Annotated in this window: 19 protein-coding genes; 8 read left to right on the top strand and 11 right to left on the bottom strand. The window is 34.3% G+C overall.

Annotation, left to right across the window (positions count from 1 at the left end):
* The 4 genes from ACZIYX_RS21500 to ACZIYX_RS21485 form a co-directional block, all read left to right on the top strand.
* The coding region (locus tag ACZIYX_RS21500) for a hypothetical protein (protein ID WP_462684320.1) at window positions 1-245 on the top strand (245 nt) is incomplete at its 5' end.
* Window positions 246-302: 57 nt separating this feature from the next.
* On the top strand, window positions 303-932 hold the full coding sequence (locus ACZIYX_RS21495; protein WP_462684319.1) for a hypothetical protein: 630 nt from the start codon (window positions 303-305) through the stop codon (window positions 930-932).
* Window positions 929-1,153 carry a nicotinamide mononucleotide transporter gene (locus ACZIYX_RS21490; protein ID WP_462684318.1) on the top strand — a complete coding sequence of 75 codons (225 nt, stop codon included), beginning with the start codon at window positions 929-931 and terminating at the stop codon, window positions 1,151-1,153. Before ACZIYX_RS21495 ends, ACZIYX_RS21490 begins: the two co-directional genes overlap by 4 nt.
* Window positions 1,143-1,751: an HD domain-containing protein gene (locus ACZIYX_RS21485; RefSeq protein ID WP_462684317.1), complete on the top strand. Its 609-nt coding sequence runs from the start codon at window positions 1,143-1,145 to the stop codon at window positions 1,749-1,751. Before ACZIYX_RS21490 ends, ACZIYX_RS21485 begins: the two co-directional genes overlap by 11 nt.
* Before the next feature lie 295 nt (window positions 1,752-2,046).
* On the opposite strand, the gene ACZIYX_RS21480 is transcribed toward ACZIYX_RS21485, so the two are convergent.
* Window positions 2,047-2,667, bottom strand: coding sequence for an MOSC domain-containing protein (locus ACZIYX_RS21480; RefSeq protein WP_462684316.1), 621 nt, complete (start codon window positions 2,665-2,667; stop codon window positions 2,047-2,049).
* Between the two features lie 125 nt (window positions 2,668-2,792).
* Between ACZIYX_RS21480 and ACZIYX_RS21475 the strand changes: the two genes are divergently transcribed.
* Window positions 2,793-3,179 (top strand): LytR/AlgR family response regulator transcription factor, encoded by a 387-nt coding sequence (locus tag ACZIYX_RS21475; protein WP_462684321.1) that lies wholly within the window; start codon window positions 2,793-2,795, stop codon window positions 3,177-3,179.
* A 106-nt stretch (window positions 3,180-3,285) separates the two neighbouring features.
* Here the strand turns inward: ACZIYX_RS21475 and ACZIYX_RS21470 are convergent, their stop codons facing one another.
* The 8 genes from ACZIYX_RS21470 to ACZIYX_RS21435 form a co-directional block, all read right to left on the bottom strand.
* On the bottom strand, window positions 3,286-4,365 hold the full coding sequence (locus ACZIYX_RS21470) for a hypothetical protein (RefSeq protein ID WP_462684315.1): 1,080 nt from the start codon (window positions 4,363-4,365) through the stop codon (window positions 3,286-3,288).
* A 948-nt stretch (window positions 4,366-5,313) separates the two neighbouring features.
* Entirely contained in the window at window positions 5,314-5,568 is a 255-nt protein-coding gene (locus tag ACZIYX_RS21465) for a DUF6671 family protein (RefSeq protein WP_462684314.1), read from the bottom strand.
* 6 nt (window positions 5,569-5,574) lie between these two features.
* The gene (locus ACZIYX_RS21460; protein ID WP_462684313.1) at window positions 5,575-6,090 is read right to left on the bottom strand and encodes a hypothetical protein; all 516 of its coding nucleotides are present in this window, start codon (window positions 6,088-6,090) and stop codon (window positions 5,575-5,577) included.
* A 19-nt stretch (window positions 6,091-6,109) separates the two neighbouring features.
* Window positions 6,110-8,197, bottom strand: a complete 2,088-nt coding sequence (locus ACZIYX_RS21455) for a DUF262 domain-containing protein (RefSeq protein WP_462684312.1) — start codon at window positions 8,195-8,197, stop codon at window positions 6,110-6,112.
* Between the two features lie 270 nt (window positions 8,198-8,467).
* Complete coding sequence (locus tag ACZIYX_RS21450; protein ID WP_462684311.1) at window positions 8,468-9,886, bottom strand: restriction endonuclease subunit S; 1,419 nt, start codon at window positions 9,884-9,886, stop codon at window positions 8,468-8,470.
* Entirely contained in the window at window positions 9,876-11,501 is a 1,626-nt protein-coding gene (locus ACZIYX_RS21445; protein WP_462684310.1) for an HsdM family class I SAM-dependent methyltransferase, read from the bottom strand. Before ACZIYX_RS21445 ends, ACZIYX_RS21450 begins: the two co-directional genes overlap by 11 nt.
* 9 nt (window positions 11,502-11,510) lie before the next feature.
* Window positions 11,511-14,585 carry a type I restriction endonuclease subunit R gene (locus tag ACZIYX_RS21440; RefSeq protein ID WP_462684309.1) on the bottom strand — a complete coding sequence of 1,025 codons (3,075 nt, stop codon included), beginning with the start codon at window positions 14,583-14,585 and terminating at the stop codon, window positions 11,511-11,513.
* A gap of 768 nt (window positions 14,586-15,353) precedes the next feature.
* On the bottom strand, window positions 15,354-16,052 hold the full coding sequence (locus ACZIYX_RS21435; protein ID WP_462684308.1) for a hypothetical protein: 699 nt from the start codon (window positions 16,050-16,052) through the stop codon (window positions 15,354-15,356).
* 184 nt (window positions 16,053-16,236) lie between these two features.
* Between ACZIYX_RS21435 and rlmF the strand changes: the two genes are divergently transcribed.
* Window positions 16,237-17,097: a 23S rRNA (adenine(1618)-N(6))-methyltransferase RlmF gene (gene rlmF, locus ACZIYX_RS21430; protein ID WP_462684307.1), complete on the top strand. Its 861-nt coding sequence runs from the start codon at window positions 16,237-16,239 to the stop codon at window positions 17,095-17,097.
* Window positions 17,098-17,207: 110 nt separating this feature from the next.
* Here rlmF and ACZIYX_RS21425 read toward each other — a convergent pair whose 3' ends face one another.
* Entirely contained in the window at window positions 17,208-20,183 is a 2,976-nt protein-coding gene (locus tag ACZIYX_RS21425; protein WP_462684306.1) for a VWA domain-containing protein, read from the bottom strand.
* Between the two features lie 344 nt (window positions 20,184-20,527).
* On the opposite strand from ACZIYX_RS21425, the gene ACZIYX_RS21420 reads away from it, so the two are divergent.
* Window positions 20,528-21,667: a PQQ-dependent sugar dehydrogenase gene (locus ACZIYX_RS21420; RefSeq protein WP_462684305.1), complete on the top strand. Its 1,140-nt coding sequence runs from the start codon at window positions 20,528-20,530 to the stop codon at window positions 21,665-21,667.
* Between the two features lie 291 nt (window positions 21,668-21,958).
* A complete protein-coding gene (locus ACZIYX_RS21415) occupies window positions 21,959-22,210 on the top strand; it encodes a hypothetical protein (protein WP_462684304.1) in 252 nt (83 codons plus the stop codon).
* A 49-nt stretch (window positions 22,211-22,259) separates the two neighbouring features.
* Here ACZIYX_RS21415 and ACZIYX_RS21410 read toward each other — a convergent pair whose 3' ends face one another.
* Window positions 22,260-23,087, bottom strand: coding sequence for a DMT family transporter (locus ACZIYX_RS21410; protein WP_462684303.1), 828 nt, complete (start codon window positions 23,085-23,087; stop codon window positions 22,260-22,262).
* Between the last annotated feature and the right edge of the window lie 539 nt (window positions 23,088-23,626).

Here is a 23,626-nt window from a genome sequence, read left to right as displayed (position 1 = left end):
TGGCAAAACTAACCTCGATGCATTTTTATGCATGGAAAAGCGGTTTAAAAACAGGGATGTATTATTTAAGAACAAAATCTGCAGTAGATGCCATTAAGTTTACACTTAAAAGTGAAAATACAAAAGAAACTACAACACAAACAAATCCATATCAAGAACCAGTTCCTATACATGAATACCAAACATTAATACAACAATCTAAAAGCAACAATAAAGATGACGATTGTTTAATGTGTGGAGGATAATCTCCTGTTTTAATTACAAAACAAAAAATTTATTAATCTATATTATATAGCTCGCTAATGAATAAAGAACAAATCATCGAAAAACAGCTTATATTTCATAAAAGAGGTAAAGCAGGATGCGCTTTTTCATCTATTGCTGCAAAAAAACCTGATAATTACGAATGGGAACATAAAATTTTATGTTCGTATACTTCAAAAGAAATAGATGAAGCTATAGGGTATTACATTCAAAAAGATGGGATATCCACAGTATCTCTTGTGTTTCCTACGGTAAAAACAGTGTATGACTTATGCTCCTTAATACATACACTCGAAAATTGTAAAAACATAGTTACTATAAAAACAGATTACCAGGATTTTCAATGTTTTGGATTTAGAGTAAAAGTAGAAGATAAATTATCATGGGTTACCGGATTTGGTTCTTTTTCTTTTTTTCCAAAAACAAGACAAACTCCTTTTACCGAAATAGCTTTTAGAGTAAAACCAAAACCCCTATATGATTGGGAAATGAAAGAAAGCCCTGCAAATATTCTGCATTTAGCACACATGAACATGCATGATATGGAAGAAGATATGTTCAAAAATATCTGGCAACATTCTTTAAACAATACTGAAAAAATATTAGGACATAAACCAGACTTTATAAGCGCCGCAAAAACAACATTCTCTATACCAAAAACAATATGAATATAGATAACTTATCCTGGGTACTGGCTTTTGGTAGTCTTATTGGAGGGCAATTAGTAATTAACAAAAATAAAAGCGGATATGTAATCTGGGGGATAGTAAATTTACTGTGGATAACTTATTTTATATATAAAGATATTTATTCCTCAGCATTTTTATTTTTGGTGTATATGATACAATCCGTCTACGGATATATAAAATGGAAAAGAAATGAAAACTAACATCGCCTTTTTATTAAGAGATTTTTTGGCAGACTCAGAAAAATTAAAAGTAGAATTACGGCATAGTTACCTATCTGATGGCAGAACAGAGAGCGTTGCAGAACATGTATGGCGTATGTCATTATTAGCATTAATGGTAGAGCCATATTTAAAACAAAAGATTAATGTTGAGCGATTTCTTAAAATCATAATTGTACACGATCTGGTTGAAATTTATGCCGGAGATATCCCAATCACCGAATCGGTGAAAAGTGACCAAATAAAAAAGCTAAAAGAAATAAATGAGATAAAAGCTATAGAAAAAATAAAAGCTAAACTCCCATCTCTGGTAGGAGAAAGCTTTTATGATTTGTGGTGGGAATACGAAAAAAATGAAACTATAGAATCCAGAGTTGCCCATGCATTAGATAAAATCGAAGCACAAGCACAACATAATGAAGCTGGTATTGATACCTGGGTAGAAGAAGAGTATCATTTTGCATATAAACTGCCTAATTATACTACTAATGAAGAAATATTAGAAGAACTTTCTGATATCCTGATTGCAGAAACAGACGAGTTATTAAACTCTATTGGGTATCATAAAAAAACGATATGAATAGTTCTATAATTACTAGAAAGCTTCATAAAATCGGATATAATAATTCATATTTCACCAAAATTATACAGATCAACCAGATTATGTCAAAGTATAAATATATTTTTTATTAAGATTTCTAAACTATAGGATTAGATATTATATAAATGTTCTTGCAATTTTTCTAGCGGTTATAATACCCCTAATTAGCAATATCGTTTAGCTAAGAAAAAACTTTTATAGTATCACAATGTAGATTTATTGGTCTTCGACAGGCTCAGACTGACATTACAAAACCTTAATATATAGAATTTACCTAATCAAACAAAGATGGTTGCTTATTTTTAGAAGGATAATCCACCAGATCCATATACTTAGGATCCATTTTTTTTAACATATTCGGGATAGCCCTATAATACGAAGGAGACACACTAATCTCATAAGCAAGTTTTTTTATACTCACAGGGTTTTCCTGCTGATCCAAATACCATATAATTCTATCTTTTATAGTATACGGTATACTATCATACGTAATATCTAATACGGTAAGCGTATCCCCTATTTGTATTTCTCCTTTATTAAGCACCATACCTAAATACCCACGTTGGTGCTCTATTTTTTTAAGATCTACTACATCTTTTATTTGCTTGCAGGGCTCACAATGATAGGTTAAACGTATTTGTACCTCTCCTATTTGTATTACTGTTCCAGAAGATAGTGCATGTATATCCAAACCATCGATTATTATATTTTCTTTAAGGTCTCCTGGTTCTAAATCAAATCTTTCTATTATCTCAGTCGTTAAAATCAAAATATGCCGTTGTGGCAAAGCTACTTTTGCTCCCACAATACCTTTTTTAGTAACCTCAAAACTATCTACTTCGCGCAAGGTGCTTGCTAACGGTTCTTTTAAAAATAATTTTTGTACGGTTATCATGAGATTTGTAGGTTTTATTTGAATACTACACAAAACTAAGTAAAATATCACTAGTATTCTTTCCTTACTTCCAACTCAGGGTTCGAGTACCTCAGGGTTCGGGGATTAGTGGACTTTGAGGTTTTATTCAGGCAATATCAAAAGTATATCGTATAAACAACAAATTTCTGGAATATAAAGAAGTTTCTGACTATACAAAGACGAATGATACGGACTTTGTTTTTGTAAGGAGTGAAAGGGAGAATTTAAAAATACAACTATCAAGAATTGGTTATATCGAAAGCCTTAAAAATCATACAAAAAATGATTCGCTTATAACCCACACAGGTATAAGCTACATCAAAAAAAGATTGCCTTCTAGCTTTGTTAGGATCCACAGGTCTTATATTGTAAACATAAACGAAATTACCAGCTATACAAATTCTTATATTTCCATCTACAAAAAATCATTGCCGATAGGAAATGTATATAAAACAATGGTATTGGATATATTGAACTACAAAATAATTTAAGGTATTTTGCTTAATAAAGGAAATCTGGTGAAATCATTTACGAGCTATTTAATTGTCTTTACTCCATTTATTAAAACAATAAATGGAGTAAAGATCTAATTATAAATTACCTGCCATTAAATGAATCTTTTTCCTTTTTTTTCCATAATTCAAAATCGTCCCAGTACATTTGCAATACTCCTCCATTGTTTCTAACGTGATCTATGATACTATCTTTGGTATATAGTTTCATTGAACTAAAATGGGGCACACCATCATATACTTCTGGGTTTTCAGGATGCGTAGTCCAGTTAGTAACATCAAAAAGCGTTTGTTCGTATTGCTTTTCATCCATAATTTTAACTACTACCCTTCCTGTATTTTCATTTCCTTCTATAAAATGAGTACTTAATTTAAACCATTTTTCAACAGGCACAGGAATCGAGGCATTTGTGTCTGTCCATATAGTATCAAAAACTTTTTCCAGGGGGTTATATGTCTGTGCTTTTATATTAAAATATAATTCATCTACAGTGCCAGAGCTTTTTTTATTAATACTTAATGTTACCCTAAAAGGATATTCCGAGTCATCCCAATTAGGGTTATTCCAAAATTCTTGAATAGTAAGCCATGTGATTTTGTGCTCATAAGATTTTAATATATCAAAATCTTTATGCAGAAATAATCTTTGCGATGCATAAAAATTATTCAAACCCTTAGCATGAGCGATATTGGCTTCAACACGTCCTTTTCTATTATTGTTTTCTCTTGCATTCTTTAGCCAGTAGTGCAATACCGTATTCCTTTTGCCTATTATATTATAAGCTGTTGGGTCTGAAATAAGTTCTACTTTTCTATCGTTTACATTTCCATCCTTTAGTTGAAAATTAAAATACCCAATATTAGGATGGTCATCAAATGCATCCCAATCATTTTTTTCTTGTAAACTATAGTCAATTCCCTCTAAATCTGCTTTATGAGAGGGAATAGGATCTACCATTTGTGTTCCTGGCTGAAATCCGGAATGGAAAATTAACTCCATATTATCTGGTCTATATGAATCTGCCAGATCGCTTTTTGTGTTATAAGAAACATCTGTTAGGTCATCCTCATTGACTTGGTCAATATTAGGAGTATTACACCCTGTACTTAGCCCCAGGCTTAATCCTATACAGGAAAGCATCTTTAGTTTAGTTTTTGTGTTCATTTTTTTAGTTTTTTAGTTTAGAATTAATTTATACAATATCTGGCAATTTCAAATTGGTTTAACGTTTTATTAAGGCTTTCCACGGGCTTTATACCAGATCAAGTACGACACAAGCTTTTACCTTGAATGCCTGAAAAATAAATTCAATCTTTTATATGCATGGTTTTTAAAGTTAAAATGGTATAGTTGGTGTGATCTGGTCATAAAATTTTGTTCTGTGGTCGATGATTAATTCTCTAATCTCTGGCTTTAATTGCAAAACTATTTCAGATTACTTGTTTGTATTATTAAAAATGCCAAACTAGCCTGTTTTTAATTTATAAGGTGATATTTATTATATTAGTATTGATAGATCATACAAATCTTGTTTGTGTCAACAAAAAGTTTTTTGATAATAACTAATTTGTATTTAGCCAATTTTGTGAGAGGGAACGGACTTCAAGAAATTGATTATTCAGGAGTGATTTTAATTTGATTACAAAAAATTTAACCTCAAAAACTGTTGTGTTTTTCTATGTATATTTTCAAAATTGAACCTTAACCAATCATCAATGAATACTCCTTTGTTTTGGTTGTTTTTTATAAATTTTCTGTAGCCTGAACCTAATCCTTGCTATCTGTAAACGTAATATTAATCACAACAAAAGTGTTTCACCCAACTCAGGGTTCGAGAACCTCGCCCTTCAGGGATTGGTGGACTGTGAGGTTCTATAATTCGAGTGGACTGAGGTTCTCGAAGTCCATCCTTCAATAATTCGGGTGGACTGAGGTTCTCGAAGTCCATCCTACTAGTGTTTCACCTAACTCAGGGTTCGAGAACCTCGCCCTTCAGGGATTGGTGGACTGTGAGGTTCAATAATTCGCGTGGACTGAGGCTCTCGAAGTCCATCCTACTAGTGTTTCACCCAACTCAGGGATTCGAGTACCTCACCCTTCGGGAATGGGGAATTAATTATTCCTAGACTCATAGACATCTTTTGTCCATTTATGTTCACATTTTCTACAGCTATAATAATTACGAAAAATATACTGTTTAGGCTTACCAAAGTCTTCCCCTAAATACTCTTGTTTTGTTTTAGCAATATTAAAATAATCTGCTTTGCATTTTGGACATATACTCGATCTGTATCCTTGTATTAAAAGATATATTACAAATACTGTTAAACCAATAATTATTAAATATGATCCTAAGTTATCTGTCATCGGTAACTACTCAAACAATGTCTTATTCTTAATCCTAGGTAACATATAATCCATAAGTGCTAGAAGCATTAATACCAAAGTTAGGATTTGATACTCTGTAGTAATAATATGATTTAGAGCAAATAATCCACCAATATATTTTACAACAACCCATAAGAGTTTAAGGTAATCTAATCGTTTTTTAATGGGTTTCTGAACAAAATGTAACAAGTAAGAGAACACAATACCGATACATCCGATGAGTAATAGTATATTTTGGAATGACCAATGCATAATAGTAAACAATGCTCCTATAATCATCAGCCCTGTTAACCCCATTGCAATGCGAGAATACTTGGTTTTAAGAAACGTACCATTACGTAATAATAAAAACATACCTGCTACCTCAATCAACCATAATCCTATGGTTAGTAAAAAATCACTATCTGATACGGTTATAAAAACAGATAAGAACAAGCTTGTTAGGCTCATTACTACTCCCAGGATTATTAGGATGGTTAGAGTTCTATTGTAGTTAATCATACACTAAAATCTTTATCTTTTATTTTGTTATCTCTAAAGTTTTAGCTTCTGCATACTTAATCAATAATTCATCTTCTAACTCAAATGTCGAAAGTATTAATTTTAATTTTCTGAACTTATTATTACTATCCATGTTTGTTTCTATATAATAAGTTTCACTTATAGGATATGGACTACGTAATTCTTCTGGATTTTTTGTTAATCCAATAGCGTCTTTAATGTCCGTCATCAAAAATTTAGCAGGACTTTCTATAAAAAGTTTTTCCAATATGTAGTAATACATTTTACTAATTTCGTCCCCTACAATAACTTCATCTCTAAAGTTAAAATATTCTAACCTTTTGTTCTTAGGCTCAGGAGCATTAAAAATATTATATTCTTCTTCTGTAACCGTAAATAGAGCTTCCACTTGTGGATATTTCCAGATATCTAGAAAACGTTTATAAATATCATTAAACCTATCGTTATATTCTGTTATTGTCCAAGTGTCTATTTCCCGCAAATATCTATTAAGCCATAAACTACTATATACATATCCTTGCTCACCTCCATCGGTATTCATCATTTTTTTATCTATAAATGATTTATTACCTAAGGAGCCATTATTACCAGATAAGGTTAAGTTACCAATGGTATGTAACAATCGTTCTGAGAAAAATTTATACTCTTCTATATTCAATTGTTCTTTCCATTTGGCATCTGGGGTTTGTGGAAATATGTGTTCTACAGTTATCGTTGGAGCACTTATATCTACCAATTCTCTATTATTGTGATGTTCGATTTTTTCGAAGAAATAGTTTTTGTTTTTAGCCTGTGTATTATATAGGTCTTTATCTCTTAGTGCTATTTTTATTTCTTCATTATTTGGAAATCGTTGTGTCCCTTTTTTCTTTAGTAATGATCGCTCTAATGAAGGAATATACTCTTCTGTATTTATATCTAAGTACAAAGACATAAATATTTTGTTTAGAGCACTCGTAGGTAAACCAACTATAAACCTACGCCAGGTAAAAGATTGCACCAATTGCAATACACCAATAAAAGTTTCTCTATCCAATACCATTTTTAGGTAATCATCATATACAGGTATTAAAAATGGATAAGAAACATTGATCTCTAATTGTTTTATCCCGTTTAACTCTTTTCTGATAGCCTTATCTTTTTCTTTATCAGGGTTTACGATCTTATTATAAATGATGGCATACTCTTTTATTTTTTTTAGTGTACTATTATAAAAATTATCGTCCCTCTTTTGGAATCTATTTTTAAACTCTTCATACACTGCATTTTTATTAGGTATCTTATTATTGATAATAGTAAGGTAATCTCTAATAAAATCTGACACTCTATTTTTTATAGATGTTTCTTCTTTAGCATTAGTTTCTATAGCATCCCAATAGTTTTCGAAGATCTTTATTTGCTTTTTAGGTTCTAATCCCATCAAAATATAATTGCGAATTAGATCCGCTTGGGATAGTTCTAATCCAGTTGAGTTTAGACTTTCGAATATACGTTGCGGATCGTCTTTACCTCGTTCTAAGGATATTTCTACAAACAATAAACGACTAAGTCCTGTGGTAAGAATATCAAAATTTTCTGGAGTAATCATTTTATAGAAGAAACTATAATTTTCTATTATCCGCGAATATTCAGGATAGTTAGCGGGGTCATTATCTGCCAACAGGTACTTAAATGCTTTGGCATTAAGATCTGTTTGTTTTAATTTTAATTTATTCCCTTCTTCTTTTACAAAACGGTTAATAAGTATGGTTTCATTAATCTCGGCAGCTTTTTCCTCCATGTCATGGTTTAATGCAAACCTATATAATGCCAGATACAAGAGAGTTATGGTAGTTAATCGCTGTTGTCCATCGATAATCACCAATGGGGTTACCTCATCTGTGGTATAGATTCCATCATGAATAAATACGATGCTTCCTATAAAATGGTTTTCTGTTTCTTCTTTACTTCCTACTATAATAATATCATGCAGTAATTGTTTGCATTGCGGATGTATCCAATCATAATTACGTTGGTATACTGGTATTACAAATTGCGTTTTGTTTTTGGTTAAAAAACTGTTAAGTGCTAATTGGTTTGCTACCATGGTTTTAAAAGTGGTTTATATATTATTAATGTCATATCTCTCTAGAATATTTAAAAGGCTTATTAATATACTCTTGAGTTGTGATTTTTTTCAATATAATCTGCAAAATGATCCTCTGCTGTTTTAGTAATTTTAACTCAATCTACTCGTAGATTATGCAGCATTCTATACTTTGTTAGAATTTTATTACCTCTACTTCCTAAACGGTCTCAATTCTTACCTAATTTAACTATATAATACATCATTAAAGGGTTAGAAATTCCTAATGGTTTAGTTACCATATGTATCCCCCTTCTCCGCAACCATACCCAACTTGCTCTCTACCTGCTTGTATGCTTTATTTAGATCTTGGTCTTTACCGGGATTCGCCACGCGCACCTGCCCATTCATTAACATAGGCAATAACCAATCTCGAAGCTCGGAGAGTTTTTGGTTTTCTTTTAGATTCGTTTGAATTTGTGCGTGTATTGGTTTTGCTTTTTCATTAAATTGTTCTATAATTTTAGAGTCAGGAATAGCTACTTGATGATTTGTTACAAAAGATTCAAATAGCAAATTTTTAATACCACTCGTTTTTCCTTCCCAACCGAATAAAATACCAGCATCGTATAACCTATTCCATTCGTAAGCAAAATTATAAAGCGCTTTTTCTTCTTTAAGAGTTACTGCTTTACAAAAGTTGGAACAGATTAAAGGATTTTCAAATCGCTCTAAAGTTTCTTTAGTTATGAAAGCCATTCTACCTGTAGATTGTGTTGGACTACCTCCAGAAATTTCAATGATAAAATCTCCTACTTCTAATAGTTTATGATTATTTTTTTCTAAGATAAAACGCGTTGGTGACTTCACTTCTCCTTTTCCATTTAAACCATTTAAATCTGCACCACGAATACAAGAAACTTTGCTTACATAGTTACCTTGTTCTGTTTCTTTCCCCCAATCTCCACTTTTATCATTTTTAATCCAACTTGAAAAAGAATCAACCTCCCACCCCTCAGGAATCTCACGTTTCAACTCTTCATTATATACCATCTTACCTCCAGATGATTTATATGGTTTACCTTTCATGGAGAGATCTCCTATCTGTTTCGCATACGCCTCACTTATAGGAAAATCAAACTGTACAAACCAATACTCATACAGCGTTTTTGCCATCGCTTCTAATTCCTGATTTATTTTATTGTTGACTTCTATTTTTGCATCTAAATCGGATAAGACTTTGGCGATTTGTTTTTGAGTAGAAGGAACTCTTATTTGTAATTTTTGTAAAGCTTCTTTAGTCAAAGCATTTCTAGTTCCACCAACTCCACAAATTTGCAACAAATATGATTTTAAATTTATGAGATAATAATTTATAAACTTAGAATCATAATCATCCTTACATCTTATTATACTTACGTGTTGGTTTACTCTTGCAGGTAATATTTCGTTAGGTACAATACAAGTTCTTGCAATTGAATCACCTGTGATATTAAAAAGAATATCTCCACTTTCTACAGTAACATTATCTAATTTTTTAGCTTGTTTTTCATCTATGAACGCCAATCCATTTCTTGAAAAACAAAAATCATATACATTTTGACTTCTAATTAAAGAGATTCCTTGAGTTTTATAAGCACTTTGTCCTCCTCGAGGTGTTGCCCCACTGCCTATTTTTAATGTTATTTCTTCAAGAGTTTTAACTTTCATACCTCAACCCTTTTAAATTCTTCTGAATCTCCTTCTCCAAACTTTTAGACTCCGCAAACAAAGTTTCCAAATTACTTTCAAAACCTTTCATTTTGGCAGCAAACTCTTCGGCAGTGATATCCACATATTCAATTTTAACTTCAAAATATTGTCCTGCACTTAGGCTGTAGTTTTTTGCTTTAATATCCTCATAAGACACTACCACAGAGAAATCGTCTTTGGCTTCTTTAGTATTAAAAACTTTTATAATTTGGTCTTCTTCGGCTTCGCTTAATACCGTTTTTTGGTTCTTCCCTTCTTTTACTTTGGTTCCTAAGTTAGAGGCATCTACCAACACCACATCTTTGGTATTGGTTTTGTCTAAAAACAAAATACTAACATTAGTACCCGTAGTCGCAAAAATATTAGAGGGCATACTTACTACACCTGCCAGCATTTTGCTTTCTACCAGTTTTTGTCTGATTTTTTTATCGATCCCAGATTGTGCGGTGATAAATCCTGTGGGTACTACAATGGCTGCTTTTCCTTTAGCAGATAAACTGTGCATAATGTGCTGTATAAACAGCAAATAAATAGCCATCGATTCTTTTTTGGTTTTAGGAATATTAGGTATTCCTGCAAAAAAACGTTCGGTATTGGCTTTACTGTCTAAATCTGCACTATAATCGCTAAAATCTAACTTAAACGGTGGGTTGGATACGATATAATCAAACTGCTCTAATTGTCCGTTTTCTTGTTTATGATAGGGTTTTAGAATGGTGTTCCCCTGTATAATGTTTCGTATAGAATGTACCAGATTGTTTAAAATCAAATTTAAACGTAATAAGGCAGAGGACTTCTGCGAAATGTCCTGGGAGTAAATGGTACATTTATCCTCGCCAATAGCGTGTGCAATATTCATTAATAGAGTTCCTGATCCTGCACTAGGATCATAACAGGTTACATTACTTACATCATCTTCTGTTACCAAACAAGCAGCCATAATTTTGGCTACGGCATGCGGTGTAAAGTATTCTGCATATTTACCGCCACTATTGGTGTTGTAATCTTTGATTAAATACTCAAAAATGGTGGCAAAAAAATCAAACTTCTGTGTAAATATATGTTCGAAACTAAAAGCAGTAAGTTTGTTTACCAGTGCTTTGCAAAAGGCATCTCTATTATCGGTAACATATTTACTTATATTTTCGAACAATACTACTTTTTCTCCCCCTTGTGTCAATACCGAGAAAATATCGTTGTTTTCTTTGGCAATATCTAACAGGGTCTGGTCAAAAATATCGGCAAACTTGTCTTTGTTTTGTTGTTCAAACAAACGGGATAAAAAGTTTTTGGGTGCAATACGAGCGGTGTTTTCGCTAATTTGCATTGCTAGCATTTCTAAATCATCCTCCCCATATTGTTTTAAGGCTTCGTCAAAATTATCTGCTGCTGCCAATGCAGGTTCTAGTTGTTTTAATTCGTAAACGTATTTATCGTTTAAGAACTTATATAAAAATACCTGAGTAATAATTTTAAATTCATTTCCGTCATTTCCTAAACCATAATTGGCACATACGCTCTTCAGATCGTCTATGAGTGCTTTGGTTTGGGTTTCAAATTGGTTTGTAGTCATTCTTAGTTTTTATGCAACGTAACCGTTGTATTCGTTCATGTATTCTTTTACGATAATGCTATTAATACGTCTTACATCTGTAGTAGTAATAGCGATATTCTGTTCGTTTTTAAATTGATTAATCACCAGGCGCATCACCATTTTTTCTACATAACTCTCGTTTTCGAGAATCTTAGCGTTTTGCAATATCTCTTTATCTACTGCGGTTTTTAACCCTTTTAATGCTTCGAACAGTTTGCGCTCGCTTTCTGTTAATGGATCCTTTTGCATCAAGCGTTTATGTATGCGTGCATATTTAGCATCATAATCATACTTTGCTTTTAATAATTGGTTTTCTCTTTCTAGCTTTTTTGCTTTATCGTAGATCTCATTTAATGCTTTTATATTGGCTTCCATCTCTTCTTTAGAAACTTCACTTAAATTTTTCTTTTTAAATAACCGTTCTAACTCTTCTCGTAAGGATACAAAAACAGGATCCCGAGGATCAAAATTACCGCCCAACATTTCGCGTGTACGCTGCAAGGTGTTTTTTAATTCGTCTGCCAATACCATTTCTTCTTCTTTTACTTTGGTAAAAGCAAAGATGACATCTTCTAAGGCTATGTTTAGGAGATTATCCGTTTCTACATTGGTCTCCAGCGCAATTCTGGTATTGATGATTCCTAAACGGTCATTGGCCAATCGTGCCAATATAGTTAGTGTTCTAAAATCTAATTTCTCTAATAACTCAAAATTACCAGACAATCGAATCAGATTATACAACTCTTTGGTATTATTTAGGGCTTTAGCGATTTGTCGTATTTCCGAGCGATCATTGATTTCTGTAATTTGCTCGCCAAAAATAGTAGGATTTTCTGTATTGAATTTAAAAAGAATGTCTTTTATTTCTTCGATCTCTTTTTGTATTTCTTCAGCAGATTTAAACAGGTTGGAGTAATGCTGCATTTCATCCCCCAGCTCCGTTTGTAATTCGTTAAAGTAATCTTGATTAGTTTTATCAAACTCTTTTTGGATATCTGCAAAGTCCACCACAAAACCGTATTTATGTGTTGTATAGGTTCTGTTTACACGGGTAAGGGTTTGTAATAAGTTATGTGATTTAATTTTACGACCAATGTATAGTTTCTTTAAACGTTTGGCATCAAAACCTGTTAACAACATATTATATACAAATAGAAAATCTAGTTTTCCTGCTTTAAAATCAGACACCCAATCTTTGCGGTCTTGCTTGGTGCCTATATCGTGCAAAATAACTTGTGCAGTAGTTACTTTGCTATCTTCTTTCTTTTTATTTCCGTAGCTTGCTGTAGGCTCTGCTGCCAGATGTAATGGTTGTTCTGTGGTATCTGCATATTGCTCCTGAAAAATTTCATGCATCATTTTTGCTTGCTCAGAAGAATCACAAACGACCATGCCGCCAATACTATTGTCATCTCTGGCTATTCTGGCTTGCTCCATATCCTTAACGATATAGTCTAGCATAGGTTCTACAAACTTGTGATGTGCATACACTGTTTTTTTATCGGCATTACCTTGCAGAACTTTAATATCCTCTAATGTTTGCTGTAAGGCTAATTTATAATTGGTTTCAATCTCTTCGCGAATTAAACGTAAGGTATAGCCATCTTTAATAGATAAGTTATAGTAGTATTTATGAATATAATCTCCGAATAAGGTTTTAGAGTTATATTCTTTACCTAGCAGTGGTGTACCTGTTAATCCTATTTTTACAGAATGTTTATCTGCTAATTCTAAATTAGCTAAAAAACTACCTTTGGGATTATAGCTACGATGTACTTCGTCTAAAAAGAAAACACGTTGTACACTTAGATTGTAATCATTATTTTTGATTACATCGGGATCATCTTTAAATTTCTGAATATTGACTACTGTAATTTCTGCCTTACCAGAATTATTATGTATAACTTCGGTAGATTTTATGTCTTTGGTAAAAGCATCTCTAGAATCTATTTTATGCACCACCAAACCACGGGCTGTAAATTCTTTTGCTGCTTGGGTTAATAAATCTAACCGATCTACAATAAAGTAGAATTTTGGAATAATCTTTTTTTTCTGATAATAATGGGTGAGATGTTTTACATTAAAATACGCCAAGGCTGTTTTTCCTGATCCTTGTGTGTGCCAAATAATTCCTTTTTTAATACCTTTTTCTAACTTATTTTCTATCGCTTTGGTAGCAAATAGTTGTGGATACCGCATTACATGCTTTTCTAATCCATTTTCTTCTTCTACATAAGCAAACGCATATCGTAGTATAAATTTTAATCGATCTTTTTGAAACAAAGATGTTGATATTGAATTGGTAGCTGTATTTGGGATTTTATTAGATAGAAACTCTTTGGAGTTTTTAATACTCAAAAGGTTTGTGTCTTTTAAAACAAACGTTTCCTCTTCGTCAGAAATAGGTTTTAGGATAGTATTCAGATCAAATGCTTCTTCTTCCCTAAAATAATTAAAAATGGGTTTATAATAATTGGTAGTGCTATAAAAAGCACCTTCTAGCATTTGTATATCCTCATCACTATACTTCATATTGTTAGAAAATACCATCAATTGGGTAAGGTTGATGAATTTTCGAAACTTTTTATTGCGAAAACGGGTTTGCATACGTTTGTGTTCTGCTAAAACACCATCCCGATTGTTTGGCTTTTTAACTTCGATAAACACCAACGGCATACCGTTTATTAAAAGAATAATATCTGGCCTAAAGGTTTCGTCATCTTTTTGATACGGCAACTCGGTAACGACATGAAACGAGTTGTTATCAAAATTTTCAAAATCGATTAATTTACTACCAGATTGATCCATTAGCTTATTGTAGAAAGCACGCCCTAAATCTTCATTTTCTAAAGAAAGAGAAATCTCATCGTATACTTTTTGTACATCAGCATCTGATAACCTGGGATTAATTACTGTAAGCTGTTCAAAAAATATTTCTGTAAATATATTAGTACTTTGATCCCAAGTAGCATTCTTTAAGGACAGATATGAATACCCCAACTGAATTAAATGTAGGATTGAAGGAATTTTTACTCTAGAGTCTTCGTTAAATAACATACTCATAGTGTAGTCTTTATTTTATTAGACATATCTAAAGGCAGATCTATATTTAATTTTAATATACAGTAAATAGTAAGAGGTTGATACGTAGCGTATCCAAGTTTTTTAATCATTGTTGGTTAATTGAATCAGAGGGTAGATTAAACATACAGGCAATATAATAATTAATCCTATACAAGTCATTACGGAAACCCTTATTGCAGATACTATTTTGGTTTTTATTTATTACCATTGGTGGACTGATGCTCTCGAAGTTCATCCTTCAATAATTCGTGTGGACTGAGACTCTCGAAGTCCATCCTACTAGTGTTTCACCCAACTCAGGGTTCGAGTAACCTCGCCCTTCAGGGATTGGTGGACTGTGAGGTTCAATAATTCGCGTGGACTGAGGCTCTCGAAGTCCATCCTTCAATAATTCGAGTGGACTGAGGCTCTCGAAGTCCATCCTTCAAGGAATTCGGGTGGACTGAGGCTCTCGAAGTCCATCCTTTCCTATAAAAACCTGTTCCCTGCCATAAAAATTACAGGCGCGGAGTATGTTTATGTAAGCGCGGACATAATTTACCTAGGCGCGGAGTACTTTTGGTCGGGCGCGGAGGTAGAAACCCAAAGCGCGTGGGGTGGTCAATCGCCCGTGGAGTACTTTTGGTCTCCCGCGGACATGGTTGACCCGAGCGCGGGTATAAATAACCAACCCGCGGGCATGGGAGAGGCAGGCGCGTGGCGCGCCCCACCTTACCTACTCCGCGGGCGAGTAATACCAAGGGTTTTCTATTTTTTGTACCTACTAATATACCCTTTAAACCGTTCCGGATTCTTTCTAAATACATATTTACCAGTTTCCTTAATCTCGGTCATAGCATCTTTAAGGTGTGTATACGCTCTGTCCCTTAGTTCTTTGGCTTTAGAGTTATCCATAGTAGCTCCGTTGGCTTTTGCCAGTAATTCTGCCAGATCGTTAGACATTTGTGCTGCAAGATCTAAACGGGTAAGATCATATTTAACCGCTTGTAGCTCGGTGGTATTTGCTTTACCCAATACACTAATATCCATTAAATCCTGTATCATATCTGCATCTCCTTCGCCATCGGCAATGGCACGTACTCTTGCTAATAAATCAGAACGCCTGCGAAATGCAAATCGAAAATCAGCCAATAGGTCATTTCTAAATGTATACGCCTTGGGTGCTTCTTCTTTCCACTCTTTTGCTGCTTCCTCCTGGCTATATCGTTCTTTCATCCAAACGGCTTGTGCATATCGGCAGGCACCTGTGCGAATTGGTAGATCTAATACATAAACATTCCAATCTAAACCTGTATTTACCAGTTGTTTTTTATCCTCTTGTACCCAAATAAAAAGATTTTCGGATTCCTGTAAATAAACATCTACAGGGCTTTTTGGTTTTTTCACCTCTTCTTGAGATATTGCTTCTAATACGACTAACTTTACGTCATAATTTTGCTTTGACATACTATACTATTGTTATAAATTAATAATCTACAATATTACAGTATGGTAGTTTCGTTTTTCGACACTAAGAAAAATAATTTGTAAGAATGCTACTACTTTTTCTTGTTCAAAAGCAAAAATGGAACGCTTTTATCAAATTGTCTATATCTTTACTCTCTAATTCTATTGAAATCCTTATTATATTTTGCACCCAAATAACATTCATAATTCCTCGTACGATTTTGAAGCATTAAGTACTGCACATCCTGCCTTGCTATCTTACGTTTTTGTAAACACTTACGGTATCAAAACCATTGATTTTGCAAACCATATTGCAGTTCTCGAACTTAATAATGCTATTTTAAAACATCATTATCAAATCACTAGCTGGAGTATCCCGGAACATTACCTGTGTCCGCCGATCCCGGGAAGAGCAGATTACATACATCATATTGCAGATATACTAGATAAGGATACTACCCCAAAAAATATACGAGGTTTGGATATAGGGGTCGGAGCCAATTGTATTTATCCTATACTGGGAGCCCAAATCTATGGTTGGAATATGGTAGGCGCAGATATTCATCCTATGGCAGTAGCTTCTGCCCAGGAAAATGTAAAAGCAACATCTGCTTTAACGAATAAAATAGAAATCAGACACCAAAAGGATAATGCTCATATTTTTGAAGGTATTATACTTGATAAAGAGTATTATCATTTTACCATCTGTAATCCTCCGTTTCATGCTTCTAAAGAAATTGCTGCTAAAGGAACACTACAAAAGCTAAAAAACCTGCAAGTGTCCAAATCTTTAGAACTTAACTTTGGCGGACAGGCTAACGAGCTATGGTGCAATGGTGGAGAGGCTTTGTTTATTAAACGAATGATCAAACAAAGTGTAGCTTTTAAAACTCAGGTTGGCTGGTTTACCTCTTTGGTTTCTAAAAAAGAAAACCTATCTAAACTATACAAGCAACTAGACAAGCTAAAGGCAATACATAAAACAATCGATATGAACCAGGGCAATAAACAAAGTAGGTTTATCGCCTGGAAATTTGAATCCTAGCAACTATCGCAAAGCAATCCTGCCAAACATTTAGCAAAAGGGTACTCTTTCATTTTGATAAAGATTGTGCGCTATGTTAGTTTTTATAGAGGTATCCCAAAAAATGTCTTCTAACTAAACCATAGTAACAGCAGTAGTATCAAAATTATAAGCAATAACAACCAGATCAACCAAAATGGTAATTTTGTACTGGTATCTGGTGTGGTTTTTTCTTGCAGTACTACAGGCTCTCTGTCTGGTTGTGTAATAATAACTCCGGGGGTACTGCCAGATACAGGATTATGTTCTGCTAATACTTCATAGCTTCCATCATTTTTATCTTTTACAGCCCCTATAAGCGTTGTTCCTGATATAGCGGTAAGATTTATCAACTCTACCCTACCCGGGCCTATACGATTGCCGTAAATGTCTTTTGGAGTTACTATCATCCGTATACGTTGTTTGCCATTTGCTAAAGTTTCTAAGATATCTATGCTTATATCGGTTTTGGTGCTATCTACTCCCGGCACTACATGTACAGACCATACTATTTCTCTGGTACCCAGACAATCTTCTCCATAGCTGGCAACTGCCCTAAAGGTATAATGCCCTTCTTGAGCAAACAAATTTGGTAATTGCAATCCAAATATACCATCAGCCTCCATAGCTCCATCCTTTTGGGATCCATCATCTACAAGATCCAATACTTCATTTTGGTAGGATATAAGAGGCTGCCCATCCAGACTATTTTCAATTTTTTGTAAAGCTACTATACGTGCAGGCAGGATATCCCCATCTACTTGTTGTGTAGTATTAGTAAAAGGAAACTGCGACAGAATATTACCGGTACCATCTGTAGGTTTGGTAACGGTTACTTGTATACTGGCATGAGGAACCCTAAAACCATCTTTGGTAACTACTGCAACCAACGGGTTATAGGTTTGACCGGTATAGTATCTTCTTTTTCTGTTTTTAAGCACCATTACTGGCCCATCTTTTGCCAATACGTTTACAAAATAACGTGCATCTTCTGGCGGTGGCGGAAACTCTCCTCCTGGTCGTATACGATCCACAAATACATTCCATTGCCCGTTTTGCTCTGTATTATGTGGTAAGGATACTCGTAAAAAACGCCAGGTTTGCCCTGCAGAAGAAGTAACCTCTGGTTCTGTAAAACTTACAAAAGTACCAGAAGGGGTTTGTAGTCTAAAATGTAATGGCGCACTTGGTTTTTCCCAGCCCAAAACCACTGTTATTGTAGTTTCTTCACACACCACAAAAGGAAGTGGCTCTGCATGATCTTCACTGGCTTTTAAAATATACTCGGGATCGTTAAGAGTCCCTGCTTCAAAAATATTACCAAAAGTTAGCGCAAAAAACTTTAAAAGAGTTAAGCCACTACCTGCACGCATATATAAACCATTATGATTTTCGGCTAATTGAGTTAACAGCGTACCATTTAACCCTGCCTCAGATCCATATCCTACTGCAAAAATATCGGTGTTTAATATCGATCCTTCTACAGTTTCTACCAAGGGGTTGGTATTTTGCAGACCATCAGTTAATAAAAAGATAGTTCTGCGGTTTTCACCAATACCATTAAGATTCATTTGATCTCTTGCTACCGAAATCCCTGCACCTATACTGGTATTTCCTCCTGCTGTAATTCCGCCCACAATACCATTGGTAAACGGGGCTGTATCGCCAATAAGAGTATCTTTATTAGCAGGGTTAACATCGTTTAAATCAAACACAGAAGAAGCTGTAGAACTGAACGTTACAAGCCCTATTTGATCTGTTCCTTCAGTTCTGGTAAGTTGTATAAAAAGTGCTGCTGCATTTTTTGCTTCTTGTAACTTTGTAAGTCCGGTATCGGTAATTTGTGACATACTCCCTGATCTGTCCAACACCAGCATTACATCTCTTGCTACAGATGGTGTTGTGTCTCCTTCTATATCATTAAGTATATCGCTAGATGCAGCATAACTAATAAAACAATCCGGGTTTCGGTCGGCAGGTAAAGGCGCAAAAGGCCCTCCTTGTCCAGAGGACAAGACTCCAACAAATCGTCCTGCCATATCAAACAAACCAGATCCCGAAGTTCCCCCACTAACGTCAAATTGTGTTGGAATTCTACCTGTTCCCGAGTTTGGTAGCACCACTGCAAAACCATCTGCCAAAGATGGGGATACTTTTTTTACAGCACCATTAGGGTGATGTACTCCAAACACTTGCTCTCCTACTGCTGGGCGTGTGCTACGCATAGGTACTGGTGAAGCTCCTACACCACCAGGTGGTGTTTTTATACGAACCACCAAATAATCCAAATTGCCAGACACTCCCAATGCTCCATGATTTATAACTTCGGTAACTTTATAAAAAACAGGGCTATACCCAACAGGAACCCCACCCGCATTAGTGGTTTGATAATTAAAAATTACAGACATCGATGCGATATCGCTTTCATCTTCTATACAATGCGCTGCGGTAATTACCAGATCACTGGCAATAAGTGTTACAGAGCATGTAGATACATGATCCCCATGTACGCTAACCAGCATTCCTACGCCTTCGGCAACTGTTTTTCGTATATCTCCATTAGGTAACAAAGCGATATTATCCCAATGTGGTGGCTGATGGCAAAACCAAAAAGGATCATATTCTGGTTCGGTGTAATCTCCATTCACAAAAAAAGGATCGCAATTAGAAAAACTATCGTGATGCCCTCCCGGGACATCCTCTTCATGTCGCTCACCTCTGGCATATCCTGTTATTTGTACTCCACCACCTGCTCCGTCTGCTATAAAAAATACAGGAATTTCTCCGCCCGGAAATACACTAACATTAATTGGTCGTGTCCAAAAATCAGAACCATCTGCAGCATCAAACACATCGGTTTCTCCAGAGGGATACCCCAGATTTACCTCTAACCTGCTGGCTCCAGGAAAAGATGCGTTTTCGAAATGAAGAATAATATATTTTGTTGGTCCCGCCGAGATTGGTGGCGGGGTGTGAGAAAAGTTAGCATTATTAGGAGCCCCAAAAGCAGAACCTATGTTAAAAGGAGAGCCCCCTAAAGAGATAAATGAACCCGTTGCGTGTGACATGATAGTGAGTTTTAAGAAATTGCAAATAAAGATAATACAAAATAATCATCTTATTTACAGCTGATTACCCCTAAACAAAAAGGAAAAACACCCAAAAAACAATAAAATAAAAGAAATGCAGTTATATGTATAAGATTTATAGTTTAGAATAAACTATATTTTGAAATATGGGTTTTTTCAATCCTTATTTTTTAATCTAACCTAACTATTTCATTAAAGCCTGATCCTTCATGTATGGAGGGTTAGTTTTGGGGCTTGCCTCAAAAACAAAGTATATTTTTAAAATATACCTCATGGATTTTCTATGAGGTTGTTGGTTTAATTAAATAGTAAACAAAAACATTATGGTAAGATTAACAAAATTAACAGGAATTGCAGTATTATCTCTATTTCTATTTTTCTGCTCTAAAGATGATGACAACTCCACTACTACTCCCCCTAATCCAGGTACAGGTGAGCCTGTACAAGCAACAAAAACAATAATAAGTACATTAAGTATTCCTTGGGAATTGGTATGGGGAGCAGATAATTTTATTTGGGTTACCGAACGAAATGGTAAAATAAGCAGAATTAATCCCGATGATGGAAAACAGGAAATAGTATATACCATACCCAATGTTGCTCAAGTTGGCGAAAGCGGATTGCTTGGTATGGTACATCACCCAAAGTTTGACACTAATCCTTTTGTATATGTAGTATACACTTATGATGCAGGAAATCGCCTATTAGAACGATTGGTCAGATATACGTATTCTAATTCTACTTTAACCGATGAAAAAATCCTTTTGGATCAAATACCTGCAAATGCCAATCATAACGGGTCTCGTTTGCTTATCTCGCCAGATATGCATCTTTTTATGACTACCGGGGATGCAGGAAACACAAATCTTTCTCAGGACAGAAATTCGTTAGCCGGTAAAACCCTAAGGCTAAATTTAGATGGTAGTATTCCTGCCGATAACCCTTTTAACGGGAGCCATATATACACTCTTGGACATAGAAATGCACAAGGATTGGTATGGCACCCCAACGGTAAGTTATATAGCTCTGAGCATGGCCCCAGTAGTGATGATGAAATAAACGAGATTAAAGCAGGTAAAAATTATGGGTGGCCAGAGGTTAATGGTAAGATTGATACTCCTAGCGAAAAAGCATTTGCTGCCAATACAGAAGTAATAGAGCCTATTTTTAACTGGACACCTACTATTGCCCCTTCAGATCTAATATTTTATACTAATGATCGGATTCCTCAATGGAAAAACAAACTTATCATGACGGTATTAAAAGATCAAAAAATAGTAGCTCTATCCTTAAATACAGATGGAACTTCTATTTCAAAAGAAGAAACCTTCTTTGATAAAAAGTTTGGCCGTATACGAGATATCGTAATCTCTCCTAAAGGACGTGTTTTTATAGCTACTAATGGTAACTCATACGGAGATACCAGTGCTACACATAGTATAATAGAAATTAATAAAATTTGAACTGAATAGATAAATATACTGTTCTGTTCCAGAATTTGCATAAGCGACTTTTCTTTAAAAGGCTATAGATAATACTAGTATTATCCATACCAATTAAAATAAGATAGCAATCTTAATGATTGAATACCAAAATTTTCTGGAACAGAACTATAAACCATAGTTTTATATCTACTAAACGTCTTCTTTTTTTGTAAGAAAACACTGCTTATCAGTATTTTGTAAACAATTCCCTTGTTTATATTACGGTTTTTCCGTAGTTTTAAATTCCCAAAACTATAAAATTGATAACCTATGCGCAAAATTACACATGAGCAGCAGTTCAACTCTCAACAATTAGACACAAAATATCATGATACCTGGGATAGAGGTATCCACCTTTTTTCGATCAATGATCAAAATCGGGATTTCTACTATTCATTCTTTTATTTGGATCTACTATTTGTTCAAGTTATTTACAATAAACTTACCGGAGATATTATAACTATCAAGAGCTTTACAGATAAATCAAAACTAATGTTTTTCCTTAAAGAAGATTTTTCCTGATAAACAAACAAAGGAGGTGATGACACCTAATTAATTGAAAAAAAGTATATTACCTCCTGTAAAAAACACTAAGAATCAAACTTACGATCACTAATAATGTGCCTGCCAGACTTAAAAACGGATACGCATCTGCAAACCAGAATACTCCTGTAATCATAGTAAGCACAACCTCAAGATATTTAAGAGACACCACTTTATTTGTTGCTTGTGACTGAAAAGCTTTGGTCATAAATAACTGCCCAAAATACCCAAAAACCCCTAAGCTAAGTAAAAAAAACCACTCCACTCCTTTGGGCATAGTCCAATAAAAAACAGATAACACACCACCAACTATAACCGATATCCACATAAAATAATTTACAATTACCACCGGGTGATCTCTATTGCCAATTTTGTTAATAAGCACATATACAACCCCACTAAGTACAGCAGAACTTAGCACCAATAGCAAACCAAAAGAGTTTATATTAGGATCAAATCCCTTAATTAACAACACTCCTGCAAAAGCCATTAAAAAAAATATCCATTGTATTGGTTTTACACGCTCTTTAAGAAAAAATACAGCAAAAATAGTAGCGAAAACAGGAGACAAATATCGTAAGGATACCGCAGAGCCTATTGGCAAATAGTGTACCGAAGCAAAAAACAACCCCATAGAAGTAACTCCCGCCAATCCGCGGCACACCAACAGTTTTTTTTGATTACCAAATACCGGAATCTTATGCCATAACAAAAATGACATCGTAAAAAACAAAGAACCAAACGCACGAAAAAACACTAGTTGTCCTCCTCCAAAATGAGAAAGATGTTTTACCAGCAAATTCATAGCCGTAAAACACACAGCGCTAATAAGCATAAAGTAAATAGCTTTTTTCATACGTTTTCTGTACTCAGGTATCAGAATCTTCCAACAACAATGAGAGGGTCAAATGTAAAGCATTTCCTTTACTATTCCTTAAGCAGACCAAGAGAACAAAAGCTACACCTATAAAAGGTATTTTAACCAGGTATCCCGCAACTATACCAAAATCATTATATATTTTTTACCCAAAGAACCACAAATAATTATTTAATACAACAACAAAAACGATTACAGTTTATAGCTATTTTTTATTTACACAAATAGTTTAAATAAAACCTGTAAAATATTTATAACCAATTATTTTAAACACGTAACACATATCAATATTACAAGATGTATTTCTTGAAAGTACACCTTTTTTAAGGCAAGCCCCAGAGAACCATCCCCCCTATATAAGGGATTACACCCGGATTATCAATGTCGTTAAGTTAAGCTGTATCTTTTTGAGGATTAAATATACCCCCCCTTACTTCCATCATGGATTCCTGCCTACGCTAGAATGAACTGTGCTTAAAAACAAATATTTGGTTGATAATTTTCTATATATTTCTGTT

The sequence above is a fragment of the Aquimarina sp. genome (genome assembly GCF_977115655.1).
Note: the sequence above shows the minus strand (reverse complement) of the source record. Positions and strands in the feature narration are given on the sequence as shown.